The sequence below is a fragment of the Tepidamorphus gemmatus genome (genome assembly GCF_004346195.1).
Classification (GTDB): Bacteria; Pseudomonadota; Alphaproteobacteria; order Rhizobiales; family Tepidamorphaceae; genus Tepidamorphus; species Tepidamorphus gemmatus.
In genome coordinates this window covers 46,776-65,315 of record NZ_SMAK01000014.1, presented here as the reverse complement: position 1 = coordinate 65,315, position 18,540 = coordinate 46,776, and the positions used below count along the sequence as shown (strand labels likewise).

General features: G+C 68.6%; 16 protein-coding genes. 2 read left to right on the top strand and 14 right to left on the bottom strand.

Annotation, left to right across the window (positions count from 1 at the left end; genetic code table 11):
* Window positions 1-323: 323 nt before the first annotated feature.
* Genes hemA through bchF form a run of 14 tightly spaced genes read right to left on the bottom strand, consistent with a single transcriptional unit; the run spans window position 324 to window position 15,764 of the window.
* The gene (hemA, locus tag EDC22_RS16505) at window positions 324-1,538 is read right to left on the bottom strand and encodes a 5-aminolevulinate synthase (protein ID WP_132807775.1); all 1,215 of its coding nucleotides are present in this window, start codon (window positions 1,536-1,538) and stop codon (window positions 324-326) included.
* Window positions 1,535-2,380 (bottom strand): putative photosynthetic complex assembly protein PuhE, encoded by an 846-nt coding sequence (gene puhE, locus EDC22_RS16500; RefSeq protein ID WP_132807774.1) that lies wholly within the window; start codon window positions 2,378-2,380, stop codon window positions 1,535-1,537. The genes hemA and puhE overlap by 4 nt, the downstream gene beginning before the upstream one ends.
* Window positions 2,381-2,390: 10 nt before the next feature.
* Window positions 2,391-3,452: a magnesium-protoporphyrin IX monomethyl ester (oxidative) cyclase gene (acsF, locus tag EDC22_RS16495; RefSeq protein WP_132807773.1), complete on the bottom strand. Its 1,062-nt coding sequence runs from the start codon at window positions 3,450-3,452 to the stop codon at window positions 2,391-2,393.
* Window positions 3,449-3,754: a hypothetical protein gene (locus EDC22_RS16490; protein ID WP_425385540.1), complete on the bottom strand. Its 306-nt coding sequence runs from the start codon at window positions 3,752-3,754 to the stop codon at window positions 3,449-3,451. The genes acsF and EDC22_RS16490 overlap by 4 nt, the downstream gene beginning before the upstream one ends.
* On the bottom strand, window positions 3,751-4,206 hold the full coding sequence (gene puhC / locus EDC22_RS16485; RefSeq protein WP_132807772.1) for a photosynthetic complex assembly protein PuhC: 456 nt from the start codon (window positions 4,204-4,206) through the stop codon (window positions 3,751-3,753). Before puhC ends, EDC22_RS16490 begins: the two co-directional genes overlap by 4 nt.
* Window positions 4,207-4,218: 12 nt before the next feature.
* Window positions 4,219-4,881, bottom strand: coding sequence for a photosynthetic complex putative assembly protein PuhB (gene puhB, locus EDC22_RS16480; RefSeq protein WP_132807771.1), 663 nt, complete (start codon window positions 4,879-4,881; stop codon window positions 4,219-4,221).
* The gene (gene puhA / locus EDC22_RS16475; protein WP_132807770.1) at window positions 4,878-5,678 is read right to left on the bottom strand and encodes a photosynthetic reaction center subunit H; all 801 of its coding nucleotides are present in this window, start codon (window positions 5,676-5,678) and stop codon (window positions 4,878-4,880) included. The genes puhB and puhA overlap by 4 nt, the downstream gene beginning before the upstream one ends.
* Before the next feature lie 22 nt (window positions 5,679-5,700).
* Complete coding sequence (locus EDC22_RS16470; RefSeq protein ID WP_132807769.1) at window positions 5,701-7,137, bottom strand: BCD family MFS transporter; 1,437 nt, start codon at window positions 7,135-7,137, stop codon at window positions 5,701-5,703.
* Complete coding sequence (bchM, locus tag EDC22_RS16465; RefSeq protein ID WP_132807768.1) at window positions 7,134-7,835, bottom strand: magnesium protoporphyrin IX methyltransferase; 702 nt, start codon at window positions 7,833-7,835, stop codon at window positions 7,134-7,136. Before bchM ends, EDC22_RS16470 begins: the two co-directional genes overlap by 4 nt.
* The gene (gene bchL / locus EDC22_RS16460) at window positions 7,835-8,740 is read right to left on the bottom strand and encodes a ferredoxin:protochlorophyllide reductase (ATP-dependent) iron-sulfur ATP-binding protein (protein ID WP_132807767.1); all 906 of its coding nucleotides are present in this window, start codon (window positions 8,738-8,740) and stop codon (window positions 7,835-7,837) included. The genes bchM and bchL overlap by 1 nt, the downstream gene beginning before the upstream one ends.
* Window positions 8,737-12,465, bottom strand: a complete 3,729-nt coding sequence (locus EDC22_RS16455; protein ID WP_132807766.1) for a magnesium chelatase subunit H — start codon at window positions 12,463-12,465, stop codon at window positions 8,737-8,739. The genes bchL and EDC22_RS16455 overlap by 4 nt, the downstream gene beginning before the upstream one ends.
* Entirely contained in the window at window positions 12,440-13,972 is a 1,533-nt protein-coding gene (bchB, locus tag EDC22_RS16450; protein ID WP_132807765.1) for a ferredoxin:protochlorophyllide reductase (ATP-dependent) subunit B, read from the bottom strand. The genes EDC22_RS16455 and bchB overlap by 26 nt, the downstream gene beginning before the upstream one ends.
* A gap of 2 nt (window positions 13,973-13,974) precedes the next feature.
* Window positions 13,975-15,255, bottom strand: coding sequence for a ferredoxin:protochlorophyllide reductase (ATP-dependent) subunit N (locus EDC22_RS16445; protein WP_132807764.1), 1,281 nt, complete (start codon window positions 15,253-15,255; stop codon window positions 13,975-13,977).
* Window positions 15,252-15,764, bottom strand: coding sequence for a 2-vinyl bacteriochlorophyllide hydratase (gene bchF / locus EDC22_RS16440; protein WP_132807763.1), 513 nt, complete (start codon window positions 15,762-15,764; stop codon window positions 15,252-15,254). The genes EDC22_RS16445 and bchF overlap by 4 nt, the downstream gene beginning before the upstream one ends.
* Before the next feature lie 291 nt (window positions 15,765-16,055).
* Between bchF and EDC22_RS16435 the strand changes: the two genes are divergently transcribed.
* Together EDC22_RS16435 and ppsR are read left to right on the top strand one after the other, a co-directional pair.
* On the top strand, window positions 16,056-16,958 hold the full coding sequence (locus tag EDC22_RS16435) for a cobalamin B12-binding domain-containing protein (protein WP_132807762.1): 903 nt from the start codon (window positions 16,056-16,058) through the stop codon (window positions 16,956-16,958).
* Between the two features lie 32 nt (window positions 16,959-16,990).
* A complete protein-coding gene (gene ppsR, locus EDC22_RS16430; protein WP_132807761.1) occupies window positions 16,991-18,418 on the top strand; it encodes a transcriptional regulator PpsR in 1,428 nt (475 codons plus the stop codon).
* Window positions 18,419-18,540 lie beyond the last annotated feature (122 nt).

The window sequence follows — 18,540 nt, the reverse complement described above, 5'->3', positions numbered from 1 at the left end:
AGCTCTCGGCGAAGCTCCTCCGCAAGCTGCGGAAGCTGATCGTCCGACAGCCGACGAAGATCAGCAGGAACGCGTACCGTGTCCAAAAGGGGGGTGGGGCCGGCAAATCGCGCTGCCGACGGAGGCGGGGTTGCGGTCTGCGGTCGCGGGTCCCGGCCGGCTTCCCGAACACGGTTCCGGCCCGCATCCCTCGCGGCGTCACGTCCGCCGGGCAGCTGCGCGCCGGCGCTGAGGGCTGCGGCGTCGATGGGCGCTGCGGTCATGACCTGTCCTCCTCCTCGTCGTCTCGTGCGTTCCTGGCTGCGGCAGGTCGCCGCCCTCGCTCACGCGGCCGCGCGGCGCAGGCCGAGATCGTCCCAGATCGCGCCGAGCGCGCCGATCAGATGGTCGATGTCGGCATCCGAATGCAGCGGGGATGGCGTCAGCCGCAGCCGCTCGGCACCGCGCGGCACCGTCGGATAATTGATCGGCTGGACATAGATGCCGTAGGTCCTCAGCAGTTCGTCGCTGATCCGCTTGCACAGCACCGCGTCGCAGACCATCACCGGCACGATGTGGCTCGGATTGGCCAGATGCGGAATGCCCGCGGCGTCCAGCCGGCGGCGCACCTTCGCCACCCGGTCGCGCTGGCGCTGCCGCTCCAGCTCGCTCGTCTTCAGATGGCGGACGGCCGCGATCACCCCGGCCGCGACGGCCGGCGGCAGTGCGGTCGTGAAGATGAAGCCCGACGCGAAGCTGCGCACGAAGTCGCATAGCGCTGCGGAGGCGGCGATGTAGCCGCCCAACACGCCGAATGCCTTGCCGAGTGTGCCCTCGATGACGGTGAGCCGATGCATCAGTCCCTCACGCTCGGCGACGCCGCCGCCGCGCGGTCCGTACAGGCCAACGGCATGCACCTCGTCGAGATAGGTCATCGCGCCATGTGCCTCGGCGACGTCGCAGATCTCGGCGATCGGCGCGATGTCGCCGTCCATCGAATAGACCGACTCGAAGGCGACCAGCTTCGGCGTCTCCTTCGGATAGGCCGAGAGCTGCCGGTCGAGATCGTCGGGATCGTTGTGCGCGAAGATGCGCCGCTCGGCCCGGCTGTGGCGGATGCCCTCGATCATCGAGGCATGGTTCAGCGCGTCGGAGAACACGACGCAGCCGGGAATCCGCGAGGCGAGCGTCGACAGCGCAGCCCAGTTGGAGACGTAACCGGAGGTGAAGATCAGCGCGGCCTCCTTGCCGTGCAGGTCGGCGAGCTCGCGCTCCAGCAGGACGTGATAATGGTTGGTGCCGGAGATGTTGCGCGTGCCGCCGGCACCCGCACCGCACCGGTCCAGCGCCTCGTGCATTGCCGCCAGCACCGCCGGATGCTGGCCCATGCCGAGATAGTCGTTCGAGCACCAGACGGTGACGTCTGACGTCCCCTCGCCGTGGTGATGGGTGGCGCGCGGGAAGCTGCCGGCGTTGCGTTCCAGATCGGCGAAGACCCTGTAGCGGCCTTCCTCGTGCAGGCCGTCGATCTCGCGGCGAAAGAAGTCCTCGTAGTTCATGGCCGGCTCCAGGGCTCTCGGGAAACGGAGGCACGCGCGGCGGCGGTCGCTGCGGCGACCGCCGCCTGCGCGCCCGCGTGATCGCGTGATCGCAGGCTCCACCGCCACAGGCTTGCGGCCGGCAGCGGCAGGATCAGCATCCAGTGCTCGACGATCGCCAGCGCCACCAGCGCCGCGAGCAGGGTCGCCGCGGCTGCATCGACCGGCAGGGCCGGACCCGATGCGGTCATGACCAGCACGACGAGCAGCACTGTCGCGCCCGTCACCGACAGCGGGAACAGCGGGTTGATCGGTCGGCGGCGGAAATGGCTCGAAAGATAGGCGAGATGCGGCGGCAGCATGTCCTCGGCGTGATTGGGAACACCGAGAAAGACGTTCAGCTTCGCCGACAGCCGCATCGCCATCAGCAGCAGATAGGTCCACAGCGCCACCTGGCCCGCCGGGCCCGAGGCGGCGAGCGCGATGAGGCCGGCGCCGGCGAGGATCGCGATCTCGTGGTAAAGAATCGTCGCGACCGCGAGCTTCAGGCGCCGTCGGCCCGCCGCGCCGGGCGGGCAGGGGCTTCGGTTCGGCCCGGTGACGTAGCCGAGCAGGAACGCCACCTCATTCCAGCCCCAGACGACGATCGCGCAGGTGAAGCCGACATAGGCGCCGGCGACCGAGTCTTCCCCGAATCCGGCGGCGAGCGCTGCCAGCGCGGCCAGGGCGGCGGCGGACGCGCCGGTCAGGGTGACCGGAAAGGTGCGGCGGGGCAGGCCGTCGAGATAGAGGATCAGTCCCGTCGATGCCCACCACAGGCCGAGGGCGTAGAGGACCGCCAGACCGTGTTCCGCCGCCGTCATCGCCGCGCCACTACCAGGTCGGCGCCAGCCGGGGGGAGTCAGGCGCGACATTGCGCTGCGAAGGCAGCAGGTAGAGCCGCACGAAGGTCGCGGCGGCGGCGGCCGCCAGCCCGGCCTTGCGCAACCGCCCGCCGATGCCGCTGCCGCAGGTGGCCATGCCCTCGTTGATCCTGACCAGCCGGTCGAGACCGGCCTTGAATGCCGGATGGTCGAGATCGAGCGTCAGCGGGAAGACCTGCTTGCTGATCTCGGACGTGATCCGGAACACGGTGAAGTCGTAGTCGTCGATGTCGACCCCGAGTGCCTTGTGGAACTCCGGCCGGGCATGGTCGCGGACATACATCGTGGCGAACACGGCGAGCAGGAAGAAGCGCACCCACAGCCTGTTCAGACCCGACAGGACCTCCGGGTTCGCCCGCATCAGCAGCGCGAAGGCCTCACCGTGACGGAACTCGTCGTTGCACCACTTCTCGAACCACTTGAAGATCGGATGGAAGCGCCGGTCCGGATGCTTCTGGAGCTGCCGGTAGATGGTGATGTAGCGGGCATAGCCGATCTTCTCCGACAGGTATGTCGCATAGAAGATGAATTTCGGCCGGAAGTACGTGTACTTCTTCGTGCGGGTCAGAAAGCCCAGGTCGATGCCGAGACCGAAATCCTTGAGGGTGTCGTTGATGAAGCCAGCATGGCGGGCCTCGTCGCGACTCATGTACCTGAACAGTTCGCAGATGTCCGGATTGGTGCCCCTCTTCTTCATCTCCGCATAGAGCACGCAGCCCGAGAACTCGGCGGTCAGCGAGCTGACCAGGAAGTCGATGAACTCCTTGCGCAACCCCTCGGGCAGCTCGTTCAGGTCGACCCTGTCCCATTCCTCGTTGCGCACGAAATGCTTCTTGTTGGGATCACTGCGCATCTCGGCGATCAGCTTGTCCCATTCCTCCCGCACCGGGGTGACGTCCATCCGGTCGAGCGCGTCGAAATCGGTGGTGTAGAAGCGCGGGCTCAGCACCGTGTCCTGCTGCGCAAGACTCGTGGTGTCCTTGGCGGTGATCGCCAGCCGTTCGATGGTCATAGCGCGTTCTTCTCCTTTTCCGAGAAGCTGAATTCGAGCAGTTCCATGAACTCGAGGTCGCCGGTGAGGCGCGTCCATTCGCGCTCGATAAGGCCGGCCTTCACGATCGTTGCCTGGCGTCGGAAGGTGGCCGTCTCGCCGTAGGGAACCCTTACCGGCCCGCCATGCACCTTGACCTCGTCGCCCGGCTCGATGGCGATGTCGCCATCGAGCACGACATGGGCGTGGAGGCTTTCGAAGGTGTTCGAGACCTCGACCGTGCAGGGCACCTCGATCCTGCGTCTGGTGCCGAAGCCCATCATTGCCGTACCTCCCGATGGTTCAGAATTTCCACGAAGGCGCCGACATTGTCCGGCCCGAACGCTTCCAGACTGATCACGCGGCCGGTCGCGGTATCGCTCAGCGTCAGGCGGCCATCCGCGCCAAGCGCGAGCCGGAACGGCGGCCCGGCGCCGATCCCGGCCAGCCGGCGCTCCCGCGCCAGCCCACGCATCACGCCGCGCACGAAGCCATTGGTGCCGGGCTCGTAGACATGCAGCACCCGCCCGTCGGCGGCCGCGGTCACCTCGACGCCGCCGTCGGCCCGGTCGGCGAACGCAACGTCGATGCTCGCGATCGTCTCGACCGGCGGCAGCGCGACTCGCCCGTCGCCGGTGTGGCGCGACCACGCGGCAACGGCGATCGTCGCGGCGATCAGGACGCCGGCCGCCAGCAGCGGACCTCTCGGAAACGGCTCGATCGCGTGGCCATGCATCGTCGTTCCTCCCTAGCCCGCCGCCGCCGTCCGCGCGGTTGCGCCGGAGAGTTCCGGCCGGGCGACGGGCTCGACCGGGCGCGGGCGCTCCGTCTGGCCGGCGGAGGCCGCCAGCGCGGCGCCGAGCAGGCGTGCCACATGCTGCGGTTCCGGTAGCGCCCGCAGCATCGGTTCGGGACTGCGGATGTGCCAGGGCCGCGCCAGCGGCCACAGCGCCAGATAGGCAATGCGGCGTCCCTCGCCGATCTTCACGGCGAGATCGCCGGTGCCGTCGGCATGGGTCTTCAGCGCGGCCGCTTCGATGGCTGCGAACGGCAGATTGAGCGTGACCGACAAGGCAATTCCGTAGCGCAGGCAGATCCGGCGGTCGGTGATCGTGTAGATCGTCGTCCGCCCGGACAGCCAGGCGAGCGCCGTGAGCAGCGCGCAGGCGCATGCCCCAGGCACGATGAGCCAGACGACGGCGCCGAGGATCTGCGCCGGGGGGTGGCCGTCATGGAGATCGACGGTCACGGACCAGGCGATCAGGATGCCGAAATAGACCGCCACCTTGCGCACATGGTAGGCGTGGCGGGCAAGCGAGCGCCAGTCCGGCATGCCCTGCCAGATCAGCCGCTCGCCTGCCGGAAGCGGGCCGGGCAGCCCGGCAATGCCGCGACGGACGCGCGTTGTCATAGCAGCGGCTCCTGTCGCGCCCGGGTGGCGTAAAGCGTGCCGGCACCGTAGTAGGCGCAGATCCGCTCCTCCTCGAGGAATGTCACCGTGTCGGGGGCTGCCGTGCGTGGAACGCCGGCGAACTGCGAGGCCAGGATCGCGTTCACGCGAACCTTGCGGCGCTTCCCGTCGATCCGTGCGAAGTTGACCGGCAGCAGGACGGACCGAGCCGACTCACCGGCAGTGCCTGCGAGCGCCACTTCCAGGTAGCGCATGATGTATTCCGAGCGGTCGATCCAGACGTCGGTCACGTTGCCGGCGACCTTGCCGTCGGCGCCGATCACCTCCATGCCGCGCGGATCGGGGTCGCGCGGCTCCAGATAGAAGCCCGCCGCCGTCCGCAGAGGCACGATCTTCGCCTCGCCGTCGACCGTGAGGTCCGGCTTGTCATGGCGCAGCGCGTAGGATCCCGGACCGACGCCAGCGGTCATCGGATCGCCGGCGGGGATCAGCGGCGCGCCGGGAAAGCGGCCGCCGGGCACGGCATTGACCGGCCGGTGGTCGGCGTTTGGCGCCGGTGCCATCACCGCAGACCCATGGGCGAGCAGGAAGGTCTTCGGCGAGGGCATCGTCGGGAAGCCGACGAAGCCGACCCGGCTCGGGCGCTGCGGGCGCTCGTTGGGCGAGCGCTCCATCGGATAACCTTCGCGCTTGTCCTCGCGCCGCAGGTAGAAGATCAGTCCCGCGAAGAAGATCCAGAACGCGTACAGGACGACCTGTGCGACGTCTATGTGACCTGTGATGGCGCCGGTTGGCATTTGAGACCTCCCGAGTCGGGGACTAGCCAGGGAATTCGGCCAGTCCGAATTGCTGTGGCGCGCGCGGCATCGGGTCGATGCGCACGAGCCGCACCAGCGGTCCGATGGCCGCCAGCGTTGCGAAGAGCAGGACGATTTCGATGGCGTAGACGGAGTTGTAGCCGGTCGCCGGCGTCGTCAGCGCCGGCCCCAGCACACCGGTCGTGCCAAGGCCGCCGATCACATCGCGCAGGATGCCGCCGGCGGCGATGCCGAGGCCGGCGGCGGTGGCCTGGACCGCCCCCCAGGCGCCGAGCGTCATTCCCGCGGTGCCCTCGCCGGCGAGATCCATCGCGGCGATCAGCGTGCCGACCCCGAACAGCCCGGCACCGAAGCCGATCATCGCCGTGCCGGCACGGAACACCGCGGCGGAGTCGATCGCGCCGGCGAGGATGACCAGGGTAAATGCACCGATGCCGGCCAGCGCGCCCAGTGCGGCGATGCGATGCGGATCGCCGCCGCGCCCGAGCGACCGTGCCGCGAGCGCAAACCCGGTCAGTGTCCCGCCTGCCAGCAGGGCGGTCAGCACCGTGGTCGCGCCGACCGACAGGCCGAGGATCTCGCCGCCATAGGGTTCGAGCAGGATGTCCTGCATCGAGAATGCCGCGGTCCCGAGCCCGACCGCGACGAGCAGGCGCTGCGGGCTGGCCGTCCGGGAGAAGCTCGCCCAGGCCTGTCGGAAGGTCGGCCGGACGCGCCCCGGCGCGGTCGCCTCGGGATTGCGCGGCTCCTGCTTCCACAGCGCGATCAGGTTGAGGCCCATCGTCAGCACGGCCGCGCCCTGGACGACCTGCACGAGCAGGGTCGGGCTGAAATCGCGCAGCGCTGCGCCGAAGACGAGTGAACTCGTCACCATGCCGGCCAGCAGCATCACGTAGAGCAGCGCCACAACCCTCGGCCGCGCACGGGCCGGCGCCAGATCGGTTGCAAGGGCCAGGCCGGCGGTCTGCACCGTATGCAGACCCGCCCCGACCAGCAGGAAGGCGAGCGCCGCCCCGATCTGGCCGTAGATTGCGGCGCCGTGCCCCTCGCCGGACAGCACCAGCAGCGCGAACGGCATGATGGCGAAGCCGCCGAACTGCAGCAGCGTACCGAACCAGATGTAGGGAACGCGCTTCCAGCCGAGCAGTGAGCGGTGCGTGTCGGACCTGAAGCCGATCAGCGCGCGGGCCGGGGCGAACACCAGCGGCAGGGCCACCATCGTCGCCACCAGCCAGGCCGGAACGTTCAGTTCGACGATCATCACCCGGTTGAGCGTGCCGTTCAACAGGACGACGGCCATACCGACGGAGACCTGGAACAGCGACAGCCGGAGCAGCCGTCCGAGCGGCAGCTCGGTCGTGGCGGCATCGGCGAATGGCAGGAACCGTTGCCCGACCCCGAGCCACAGCCGTGCAAGGCTGTCGTTGACCCGTCTCATCCCGGAACCAGCTCCATGGCCTGCGAGGTATAGAAGCCGCTGGCGACCCGCGCAGTCCGGCCGATCCGCCAGGCATCCAGCAGGCGGGTCGAGCGGATCGCCCGCCGCAGCGCACGATCGCTGACTGGAACGATCGCGGGCGCGCGGTTGCCGCGCGGGAACAGCCGGCCGACCGCATGCATGGCCGCCAGCACCGGCGTGCGCGGCGCCACCGTGAACAGCACGCCGAAGCGACTGCGGTCCGCGAGCCGGGCCAGCATCTGGGCGAGATCCTCGCTGCGGTAGTGGATCAGCGAGTCCATCGCCACCACGTAATCGAACCGGCCGAAGCGCGCATCGAGCATGTCGCCGACGCGGAAATCGACGCGACCAGCAAGCCGCATGTCGGGCATCCGCTCGCGGCCGATCCGGATCAGTGTTGCCGACAGGTCGACGGCCACCACGTCGGCTCCCCGCCGTGCTGCCTCGATGGCCAGCGCTCCGGTGCCGCAGCCGGCATCGAGCAGCCGGCAGCCAGACAGGTCAGCGGGCATCCAGGCGAGCAGCGTCTGCCGCATTCGCTCCCGGCCCGCCCGGACCGTGGCGCGGATCCGCCCGACCGGCGCGTCCGAGGTCAGCCGCGACCAGGCGTCGGCCGCGGTTCGGTCGAAGTAGGTTTCCAGTTCGCCGCGACGGCAGACGTAGCCTTGGCCAAGCATCAGTCGAACCCCAGGAAATCGAAGATCTCACGGTCCTTCATGGGGCGCGCGTCGAGCGCCTCCGTCCCCGCCCAGAGGCGCGCCGCAAGCCGCAGATATTCGGCCTTAACGGCCTCGAGCGCGGGGGTCGGCTCCATCTCGAACAGGGTCGCCTTCTTCAGGCGGCTGCGGCGGATTTCGTCGAGATCCGGGAAATGCGCGAGCCGCTGCAGGCCGGTGGCAGCGTTGAACCGGTCGATCTCGTCGGTCCCGGCGCTGCGGTTGGCGATCACGCCGCCGACCCGGACGTCATAGTTCCGCGACTTGGCCTGGATTGCCGCGACGATGCGGTTCATCGCGAAGATCGAGTCGAAGTCGTTCGCCGTGACGATCAGCGCCCGCTCCGCATGCTGCAGCGGCGAGGCGAAGCCGCCGCACACCACGTCGCCCAGCACATCGAAGATCACCACGTCGGTATCCTCGAGCAGATGGTGCTCCTTGAGCAGCTTGACGGTCTGCCCGACGACGTAGCCACCGCAGCCCGTGCCGGCCGGCGGTCCACCCGCCTCGACGCACATGACGCCATTGTAGCCTTCGTACACGAAGTCCTCGACGCGCAGCTCCTCGGAGTGGAACTCCACCGATTCCAGCGCATCGATGACGGTCGGCACCAGCCGCTTGGTCAACGTGAACGTCGAATCGTGCTTCGGGTCGCAGCCGATCTGCAGCACGCGCTTGCCGAGCTTGGAGAAGGCGACCGACAGGTTTGACGACGTGGTGCTCTTGCCGATGCCGCCCTTGCCGTAGACGGCGAACACCTTGGCGGTCTCGATCCGGATCGCGGGATCGAGCTTCACCTGGACGCTGCCGTCGCCGTCGTCGCGGCGGTAGCGGGCGGGTCCATAGCGGTCGAGCACGGTGGTCATGCGGCAGCCTCCGCCTGCAGGCCTTCCAGCCTGTCCTCGAGTTCGTCGCCCGCGTCGCGAAGCGCGGACAGCGTCGATTCGTCCGGCGTCCAGTAGGCCCGCTCGTGCGCCTCGATCAGCCGGTTGGCGACCCGCGACGACGCCTTGGGATTGAGCGCGGCGAGACGCGCGCGCATCTTCGGATCGAGCACGAAGGTGCGGGTGAGCTGTTCGTAGACCCACGGCGCGACCTGACCGGTCGTTGCCGACCAGCCCAGCGTATTGGTGACATGCGCCTCGATCTGGCGGACGCCCTCGTAACCGTGCGACAGCATGCCCTCGTACCATTTCGGGTTCAGCGCCCGCGTTCGCGTCTCCAGGGCCACCTGCTCGGCGAGCGTGCGCACCCGTCCGCCGCCGCGCGTCTGGTCGCCGATATAGACGGGCACGCTGGCGCCGCGGGCGCGTGCGATCGAGCGGCTGATCCCGCCGAGACTGTCGAAGTAGTGATCGACGGTGGTGACGCCGAGCTCGACGGATTCGAGGTTCTGATAGGTCAGCTCGACATTGGCGAGGACTGCCTCGAGCAGCTCGGGTTGGCGGACCGGCTTGCCGGTGCGACCGTAGGCGAAGCACTTGCGGGCCGAGTAGGTCTCCGCGAGCTGGTCCTCGTTATCCCAGGAGCCGGTGTCGATCAGGTGATTGACGTTCGAGCCGTACGCACCGTCGGCGTTGGAGAACACGCGCAGCGCCGCCGTCTCGAGGTCGCAGCCCTGGGTCGCCTGGTAGGCGAGGGCGTGCTTGCGGACGAAATTCTGGTCGGGCGGCTCGTCGGCCTCCGCGGCGAGCAGACAGGCTTCCGCCAACAGCCGGGTCTGCAGCGGCAGCAGGTCACGGAAGATCCCCGACAGCGTCATCACCACGTCGATCCGGGGGCGTCCCAGCGCCTCCAGCGGGATCAGTTCGGCGCCGGCGAGCCGGCCGTAGCTGTCAAAGCGTGGTCGCGCGCCGATCAGCGCCAGCGCCTGGGCGATCGGGCCGCCCTCGGTCTTCAGGTTGTCGGTACCCCACAGCACGATCGCCACGGATTCGGGGAGCGTGGCGGTGTCCTCGAAATGACGGGCAAGCAGCCGCTCGGCCTGGCGGGCGCCGTCCGCGACAGCGAAGGCGCTCGGGATGCGGAACGGATCGAAGCCGTGCAGGTTGCGGCCGGTCGGCAGGATATCGGTGGTGCGGATCAGGTCCCCGCCGGGCGCAGGACGCACGAACCGGCCGTCCAGTGCGCGCAGGATCGCGGGGATCTCGTGATCCTCGGCGAGCAGCCGCGCCGTCCTTGCAAGCGCCTCGGCGACGTCCGCTGACACTGCGGTTCCGGCGATGTCGGCGACGTCCGCTGCGCTGCTGCCCGCGGCCAGCGCCTCCGCGGCCTCGCGCGGCAGCGCGGTGCCGTGTGCGGCCTGCGCGACGGTGACGAGCAGATCGGCTCGCTGATCCGGGCTCGCAGGGCGGCCGATCACGTGCAGACCGTGCGGGATCAGCGTGTATTCGAGTTCCAGGAGGCTCGCCCACAGGTCGGCGATCTCCGCCTCGCTGGCTGCCGTCCAGGCCGGCGTGTCGGTGGCAAGATCAAGGGCGGCGGCCTGGGTCTGGATCAGGCCCGCCAGCGCGTCGCGGTCTGCTGCGGCAAGGTCGGATCCCGCCCGCCAGCGCTGCAGCGACGACTTGAGGTCGATCAGCCCCCGATAGAGGCCGGCCTGCGCCACCGGCGGCGTGAGATAGCTGACCAGCGTGGCCGCCGACCGCCGCCTGGCGATGGTGCCCTCGGAGGGATTGTTGGCGGCGTACAGATAGATGTTGGGCAGATCGCCGATCAGCCGGTCCGGCCAGCACGCGGCCGATAGGCTGACCTGCTTGCCCGGCATGAATTCGAGGGCGCCGTGGGTGCCGAAATGCAGGACGGCATGTGCGGCGAAGTCCTCGCGGATGTAGCGGTAGAACGCAGCAAAGGCATGGGTCGGCGCGAAGCCTGCCTCAAACAGCAGGCGCATCGGATCACCCTCGTAGCCGAAGGCGGGCTGCACGCCGACCAGAACATTGCCGAATCGCGCCCCGAGCACCAGGATCGAGCGGCCATCGCTCTGGTGACGGCCGGGTGCCGGCCCCCATTGCGCCTCGATCTCGGCCAGGTGCGGCTCGTTGCGCACGTGATCGTCGGCGCTGATGCGGGCGACGACATTGGCATCCGTGCCGAACAGTTCCGCATTGCCGCCGAGGATCGCCGCGCGCAGCGCCGCGACGCTGTCCGGCATGTCGATCCGGTATCCTGCACCGCGCAACGCAGTGAGCGTGTTGAACAGCGACTCGAACACGGCGAGATAGGCCGCGGTGCCGGTCGCGCCCGCATTCGGCGGGAACCCGAACAGCACGATCGCGATGCGGCGCTCGGCGACCGGCGTGCGGCGCAGCGTGATCAGCCGGTCGATGCGCCCGACCAGCCGGTCGATTCGGTCCGGCTGCGGGCGCATGTCGCGGGGCATGTCGGCCGACGCCGCGTCGGATCGCCCGCCGAACAAGATCGGACCAGTGGCGCCGTCGATTTCGGGGATCGCGACCATCATCGTCGCCTCGACAGGGGTCAGGCCGCGCGCCGAAGCCGCCCATTGTTCCAGCGTCTGGAATTCAACGGCATGGGCGGCAACGTAAGGTACATCGAGCCGCGCGAGCACCTCCTCGGCGGCGCGGGCATCGTTGTAGGCGGGACCGCCGACCAGAGAGAAGCCGGTGAGCGAGACGACCGCATCGACGGCACTGCGTCCGTTCCGGAAGAAATGCGCCTCGATCGCCGGGCGGCTGTCGAGACCGGCTGCAAAGGCGGGAACGACGGCGAGTCCGGCCGCCTCGAAGGCGCGGATCACCGCGTCGTAGTGGGCGGTGTTCCCGGCCAGCACGTAGGAGCGCATGATCAGCAGCCCGACCGTGCCGCGCGCCGCCTGCGGGCGCGGCAGGCGCCCGGCGCTGTCGGTGATGCGTTCGGTCAGGTCGGGATGGTAGAGACCCGTCTCAGGATAGCATTCCGGCGCCGCCGCCGGCAGCGTGCCGCGCAGACAGGCACGCGGCCCGGCGGCATAACGGTCGACCAGCATCCGCACCATGCCGACGACGTTGGCCTGCGACCCCGCCAGCCAGTATTGCAACGTCAGGAAGTAGGCGCGCACGTCCTGAGCGGTGCCCGGAATGAACCGAAGCATCCGCGGGATCTGGCGCAGCATCCTCATCTGGCCGCGGCCGCTTGAGGCGCCGGCCTTGCGGCTGCCGCGCAGGCGCTTCAGCATTGCCAGCACGCCGCGCGCCTCGGTGCTCATCGAGAAGCGCCCGGCCTTGGTCAGGCGCACGATCTCGCCGGCCGAGAAGCAGCACAGCAGCGCGTCGCACTGCTCGCGTCGTGCTTCGAGCGCCGGTGCGATCGCCCGGACATGCTCGTCGAGGAACAGCATTGTCGCAACGATGATGTCGCCCCTGGCGATGTCCGCCTTGCAGCGCTCGAGCGACGCGGGATCCTCGGACCAGTCGGAGGCGGTATGGAAGTCGATCGTGAGACCGGGGATGGAACGGCGCAGTTCCACGGCGGCGCGATCCACGGCACTGGCCAGATGGTTGTCCAGCGTGACGATGACGACCCTGACCGGCACCGCCGCCGGGTCTTGCGCCCGTTCGGGCGCGCTATCGCCCGAAATGCGCCTTGGCATCGTACAGCGTCTCCAGCGTGATGACCGACAGGCCCCGGTCGCGCGCGAAGCGCTCGGTGTTGCGGCGCGCCTTGCCGCGCACGAAGAAGGGTACCTTGGCCAGCTCCGTCTCGGCTTCGCCGGACCAGGCAAGGTCGCTCACCGGCGCGACCGCCGGTTTCGACTCCCGGGGCTGCTCGGATTGCAGGTGCGAGGGGCCGGCCGCGTCGTGGAATTCGTGGTCCTCGCGGAACATCGTCAGGAGATGCTCCTCGAGCCCCATCGTCAGCGGATGCACCCAGCAATCGAAGATGACGTTCGAGCCTTCCCAGCCCATTTGCGGCGAGCGGCGGGCCGGGAAATCCTGGACATGGACCGGGGCCGAGATCACCGCGCAGGGAATGCGGAAGCGCTTGGCGATGTGGCGCTCCATCTGGGTGCCGAGCACCAGCTCAGGCTGGAGGTCGGCGATGCATGCCTCGACCTCCAGATAGTCGTCGGTGATCAGCGCCTCGAGCCCCAGCTGGCCAGCTGCCTCCCGCACCTCGCGGGCGAACTCGCGCGAATAGGTGCCGAGGCCGACGACCTCGAAGCCGAGTTCCTCGCGCGCGATGCGGGCGGCGGCGATCGCATGGGTCGCGTCGCCGAAGACGAACACGCGCTTGCCGGTGAGATAGGTGGAATCGACCGAGCGCGAATACCAGGGCAGGCGCGAGTGCTCATCATCGAGGGCTGGTGTCGGATCGACGCCGGCGAGGGCTGCGACCTCGCGGATGAAGTCGCGGGTCGCCCCGACGCCGATCGGCACGGTCCGGGTAAAGGGCTGGCCGAACGACCGTTCGAGCCAGCGCGCCGCGACCGCCGCGATCTCGGGGTAGAGCACCACGTTGAAATCGGCCTCCGGCAGTCTGGCGAGGTCGGTCGGGCGAGCACCCTGCGGTGCAGTCACGTTGACCGCGATCCCGAGCGACGCCAGCAGGCCCCGCACCTCCGCGACGTCGTCGCGATGCCGGAAACCCAGCGCCGTCGGCCCGAGGATGTTGCAGACAGGCCGTCCGGCGCGGTCGGCGCGCGGTGGCGCGACTTCGGCTTGGCACATCGCCCGCACCAGCTGGTAGAAGGTCTCGGAAGCGCCCCAGTTCTCCTTGCGCTGGTAGGAGGGGAGTTCGAGCGGGATGACCGGCACGGGCAGACCCAGCGTCCTGGCGAGGCCGCCGGGATCGTCCTGCAGCAGCTCCGCCGTGCACGACGCGCCAACGATGATGGCGTCGGGACGGAACCGGTCGCAGGCCTCGCGGGTCGCGGTCTTGAAGAGGTTCGCCGTGTCCGCGCCGAGGTCGCGGGCCTGGAACGTCGTGTAGGTCACCGGCGGGCGCTTGCCGAGCCGCTCGATCATGGTGAACACCAGATCGGCATAGGTGTCGCCCTGCGGCGCATGCAGCACGTAGTGCACCCCGTCCATCGCGGTCGCGACGCGCATGGCGCCGACATGGGGCGGTCCCTCGTAGGTCCATACGGTGAGTTTCATCCTCACACCTCCAGCCGTGCGCGGCGCAGCAGGGGTCTGGAGAACAGCTCGGCGAGATCGCCGGCCTGCTCGAACCCCTGGATTGGCGTGAAGACGAGCTCTATCGACCATTTCGTCGTGAAGCCCTCGGCCTCGAGCGGATTGGCGAGACCGAGGCCGCAGACCACCAGATCGGGCGCTGCGGCACGGCAACGGTCCAGCTGCCGGTCGACGTCCTGCCCCTCGCTCACCAGCGTCTCGGCCGGCAGCAGTGGCAGCTCGGCGTCCAGCAGGCGCGTGTTGAGATAGGGGGTTCCGATCTCGACGATCCGCATTCCCAGTTCGCCCGCCAGGAAACGGGCGAGCGGCGGTTCGAGCTGGGAGTCCGGAAACAGGAAGACCCGCCGGCCCTGCAGCCTGTCGCGATGCGGCAGCAGCGCGCGGCGCGCCCGTTCCCGTGCCGGCCGGATGACCGCCTCGAACCTTGCCGCCGGTACCGCGAAGTCCCTTGCTGCGGCAGCAAGCCACGCCGCGGTACCGTCCGCGCCGAGCGGGTAGGGCGCCGACAGCCGGCGCGCGCCGCGGCCTTCGAGAACGCGCGTCGTCTCGTTGAGGAAGGGCTGCGCCAGAAGCAGCCGCGTGCCCGAACCGACCGGCGGAAGGTCGGCGCAGCGGCGCGGCGGCAGGAAATGCACCGGGCCGATGCCGAGCTCTGCGAAGATGCGCCGTAACTGGTCCTCGACCACGTCGGCGAGCGCGCCGACGACCATCAGCGACCGGGTGCTGGCGCCCTCCGATGCCGGCAGTTCGGCCGCCAGCGCGGCGAGGCAGGCATCCTCGCCCTCAGTGAAGGTCGTCTCGATGCCGCTGCCCGAGTAGGCGAGGATCCTGACCTGCGGCGCATACCGGACCGAAAGCCGCGCCGCCGCGCTGGCAAGGTCGAGCTTGATGACCTCGGATGGGCAGGAGCCGACAAGAAACAGCAGCCGGATGTCCGGGCGCCGCTCGATGAGCCGGGCGACGATCCGTTCGAGCTCGTCGTGAGTGTCGGCGAGACCGGCGAGGTCGCGTTGCTCCATGACCGCGGTGGCGAAGCGCGGTTCGGCGAAGATCATCACGCCCGCCGCCGATTGCAGCAAATGCGCGCAGGTGCGCGATCCCACGACGAGAAAGAACGCATCCTGGATCCTGCGGTGCAGCCATACGATACCGGTGAGCCCGCAGAACACCTCGCGCTGGCCGCGCTCGCGCAGGATCGCCAGCGGCGCGGCGTCGCGGCAGGCGATGGCGGCCGCCGCGGTCATGCCGTCACCTCACCGGCCCGGCCACCGGGCGTCGGCGCCTCGCGGCGGGCGGTTCTCAGCTTGATCAGGAACTGGACGGCGTTGACGACGTAGGCGGCGTAGGCAGCGAGCGCCAGCAGCATCTGTTGGCGAGGTCCGCCGACGCCGGCCGCAAGCGCCGCCAGATAGGCGGTGTGCAGGGCCAGAACCAGCATCGAGAACACGTCTTCCCAGTAGAAGGCCGGGGCGAACAGCCAGCGTCCGAACACCGCCTTTTCCCAGATCGAGCCGGTGACCATGATCGCGTACAGGACGAGCGTCTTCGTCACGACCGAGATCACGGCGGCCGAATAGCCCTCGCCGGTCGCCAGATAGCGCACGACCAGCACGAGGCTTGCAAGGAACACAACGAACTGCAGGGGGGCGAGAACGGCCTGCACGGTCGTCCAGGGGGAGGCGTCACGGCGCAGTCGCTCCTGCGGGGTGTAGAGCGGGCCGCCAGTGCGACCAGTGTCCGCGCGCCTTTGCATCGGATGCGCCCCTTTGGACGTTTGTGTTGGTCGCCGGAATGCGACACCGCGACTCTACGAACGCCTCCAACGAGTGTCAATCTATGTTTACGTACATGCAGATTTACACTCGCGACCGATTTTTGCCAGAATCGTCTTCCTGCTGCGGCAACTTGGCGCTATCGTAGTCACTACCTCCGGCATGGGGTTGTCCTTGCAGCTGCAGGGACGGTTTCATAAAAGAATAGAAAAAACAATAAGTTATACCCATCCGGACGGGGGCCTGCTGGCGGCGGGCGAGGGAGGTGGGCAATGAACGACGACGGCGGCCCCGACCCACACATTGCGGACGGCTGTATAAGCGACCTTTACAGCGACTGTCTGGACGAGGGATTGGGTGGGGCTGGTCAAGCGCCCGGTCGCCGGGCCTCGGTCCGCTGGAAGGCCAATCTCGAGAAGGCGATTGCCTCCGAAGTCATACCTCGTTTGCTGCTCGCCCATGCCGAAGAACCTGGCCTGCGCCCGACTCCCGCGCCCGAACGGAAGCCGGGCGCGGAGGCGGTGGCCGAGCTGACCCGGATCGTGCTGCTGCATGACAGTTCGATCGGCGAGGCCTATATCGAGGCGATGAAGGCGCAGGGAGTGACGCTCGAGTCGATCTACATCGATCTGATCACGCCGGCCGCCAAGCTGCTCGGCGAGATGTGGAAGGCGGATCTGTGCAGCTTCGCCGACGTTACCATCGGCCTGGCCCGCCTCCAGCAGATCGCGCGCCATCATGCCCCGGCGTTCGAGGCCGAGGGGGTGGTATCGTCCGGCGATACACGCCGGGCGATGCTGGTGGCGATGCCGGGCGAGCAGCACACGCTGGGCATCTTCCTCGTCGAATCATTTCTGCGGCGGGCCGGATGGGACGTGGTCGGAGGGCCGGCGATGTCCAGCAAGGAGCTGATGGGAGCCGTGCGGCGCGACTGGTTCACCTTGGTCGGCCTGTCGATCAGCGCCGACAGTCTTGTCCAACAGCTCGAGGGCGTGATCAGGATGATCCGCCGGGAGTCGCGCAATCAGGGCGTCGGCATCCTCGTTGGCGGCAGGGTCTTCGTCGACCACCCTGACTGGGTCGCACGCGTCGGGGCGGACGCGATGGCCCGCGATGCCCGCGAGGCCGTCAGGGTTGCGGAAATTATGGTTGGTGCCGTGGAGGGCCGATGCTAGAGACGGAACTGGCCCGATGAACTGGAGGCACAATGGAAAGCGTGGCCTCGCGCAATGGCAGGGTTTCGTTCAGGTCGCCGGCAGCCGCCTTCAGTGATCTGGACCCAGAAACGATCGGCCTCCTCATCGAGGAGGCTGCGGATGTCGCGCTTGTTCTGGAGCCGGATGGCACGATCTGCGATGTCGCCTGCAGCAGCGAGGACGCGTCTCGGCTCGAGCCGCAGAGCTGGCGCGGCCGCAACTGGTTCGATATCGTGACGGTCGAGAGCCGCCCGAAAGTGGTGGAGATGGTGAATGCCGCCCTTGCCGGCGATCCGGCGCGCTGGCGTCAGGTCAACCATCCCGCGGGTTCCGGGCCGGACATTCCGGTTCGGTATCTCGCTCGGCGCCTGAGAGGTGATAGGATCCTGGCCCTAGGCCGCGATCTGGTTGCTCTTGCCGCCCTGCAGCAGCGACTTGTGGAAGTCCAGCAGACGATGGAACGCGAATACGCCCGCCTCAGGCATGCGGAAACGAGATATCGGCTGTTGTTCCAGCTCGCCTCGGAGCCGGTTGTCATCGTCAACGCGACCACGGGCAAGATTCAGGAGGTCAATCCGGCGGCCCTCGACGTACTTCAGCGCAGTCAGGATCGCACCGTCGGGCGCAGCTTCACGGATTTGCTCGACGCTGACAGCGCCCGCTCGGTCGAGCGGATGTTCGCCACGCTCCACTCCTCCGGGCATTCCGACCCGGTTGCGGCCTGTCTGCGCGACAATCGCGGGCCCTGCATGGTCTCCGCGTCGATCTTCCGGCGCGAGGAATCGGCCTACTATCTCGTCCGCCTGTCGCTGCCGCACGACGAGACGGCGATCGTCGCGCCCAAGCACAATTCCCTGCTGCAGGGCGTCATGCAGGGCCTGCCGGACGGCTTCGTGGTCACCGATCCCGAACTCAGGGTGCTGGCCTGCAACGCCGCCTTCCTCGACCTCACCCAGCTCGCCACCGAGGACCAGGCGAAGGGACATTCGCTGGAGCGCTGGCTCGGCCGCGGCTCGATCGATGCCAATTCGCTGTTGAGCAATCTTCGCGAACACGGTTCGCTGCGCAACTTCTCGACGTTCATCCGCGGCGAGTACGAAGGGCGGGAGGACGTGGAGATCACGGCGGTGTCCGTGCCGGACGGCGACGCACCGTGTCTCGGCTTCATCATCCGCTATGTGGGCCGCTCGACACGGGAACTGAACGGCGTTCCGCATGGGTTGCCACACTCCGTCGACCAGCTGACCGAACTGGTCGGGCGTGTGCCGCTGAAGGACCTCGTGCGCGAGGCCACCGACGTCATCGAGAAGCTGTGCATCGAGGCGTCGCTGCGGTTGACCCGCGACAACCGCGCTTCGGCGGCCCAGATGCTCGGCCTCAGCCGGCAGAGCTTCTACGCCAAGCTGCGCCGCTACGGACTCGGCGAGCTCGACTCCTGATACGCTCCTGATACCGCGTGCTCCCGACGGCGCTTCCGGCGACTCGCGGATGGTCGTCGCCCAGGATAGTCGTCACCCGGATCTTCGTTGCCGGGCCAGCCGATGAGCCATGCGAGGGTATG

Excerpts from the sequence above, each read along its gene's own strand:
- ppsR (WP_132807761.1), top strand. The coding sequence starts at position 16,991 with ATGGAAAGCGTGGCCTCGCGCAATGGCAGGGTTTCGTTCAGGTCGCCG.
- EDC22_RS16490 (WP_425385540.1), bottom strand. The coding sequence starts at position 3,754 with ATGATGGGCTTCGGCACCAGACGCAGGATCGAGGTGCCCTGCACGGTC.
- EDC22_RS16455 (WP_132807766.1), bottom strand. The coding sequence starts at position 12,465 with ATGCCAAGGCGCATTTCGGGCGATAGCGCGCCCGAACGGGCGCAAGAC.
- bchL (WP_132807767.1), bottom strand. The coding sequence starts at position 8,740 with ATGACCACCGTGCTCGACCGCTATGGACCCGCCCGCTACCGCCGCGAC.
- puhC (WP_132807772.1), bottom strand. The coding sequence starts at position 4,206 with ATGCATGGCCACGCGATCGAGCCGTTTCCGAGAGGTCCGCTGCTGGCG.
- puhA (WP_132807770.1), bottom strand. The coding sequence starts at position 5,678 with ATGCCAACCGGCGCCATCACAGGTCACATAGACGTCGCACAGGTCGTC.
- bchF (WP_132807763.1), bottom strand. The coding sequence starts at position 15,764 with ATGCAAAGGCGCGCGGACACTGGTCGCACTGGCGGCCCGCTCTACACC.
- EDC22_RS16445 (WP_132807764.1), bottom strand. The coding sequence starts at position 15,255 with ATGACCGCGGCGGCCGCCATCGCCTGCCGCGACGCCGCGCCGCTGGCG.
- bchM (WP_132807768.1), bottom strand. The coding sequence starts at position 7,835 with ATGCTTGGCCAAGGCTACGTCTGCCGTCGCGGCGAACTGGAAACCTAC.
- puhE (WP_132807774.1), bottom strand. The coding sequence starts at position 2,380 with ATGACGGCGGCGGAACACGGTCTGGCGGTCCTCTACGCCCTCGGCCTG.
- puhB (WP_132807771.1), bottom strand. The coding sequence starts at position 4,881 with ATGACAACGCGCGTCCGTCGCGGCATTGCCGGGCTGCCCGGCCCGCTT.
- acsF (WP_132807773.1), bottom strand. The coding sequence starts at position 3,452 with ATGACCATCGAACGGCTGGCGATCACCGCCAAGGACACCACGAGTCTT.
- hemA (WP_132807775.1), bottom strand. The coding sequence starts at position 1,538 with ATGAACTACGAGGACTTCTTTCGCCGCGAGATCGACGGCCTGCACGAG.
- EDC22_RS16435 (WP_132807762.1), top strand. The coding sequence starts at position 16,056 with ATGAACGACGACGGCGGCCCCGACCCACACATTGCGGACGGCTGTATA.
- EDC22_RS16470 (WP_132807769.1), bottom strand. The coding sequence starts at position 7,137 with ATGAGACGGGTCAACGACAGCCTTGCACGGCTGTGGCTCGGGGTCGGG.
- bchB (WP_132807765.1), bottom strand. The coding sequence starts at position 13,972 with ATGAAACTCACCGTATGGACCTACGAGGGACCGCCCCATGTCGGCGCC.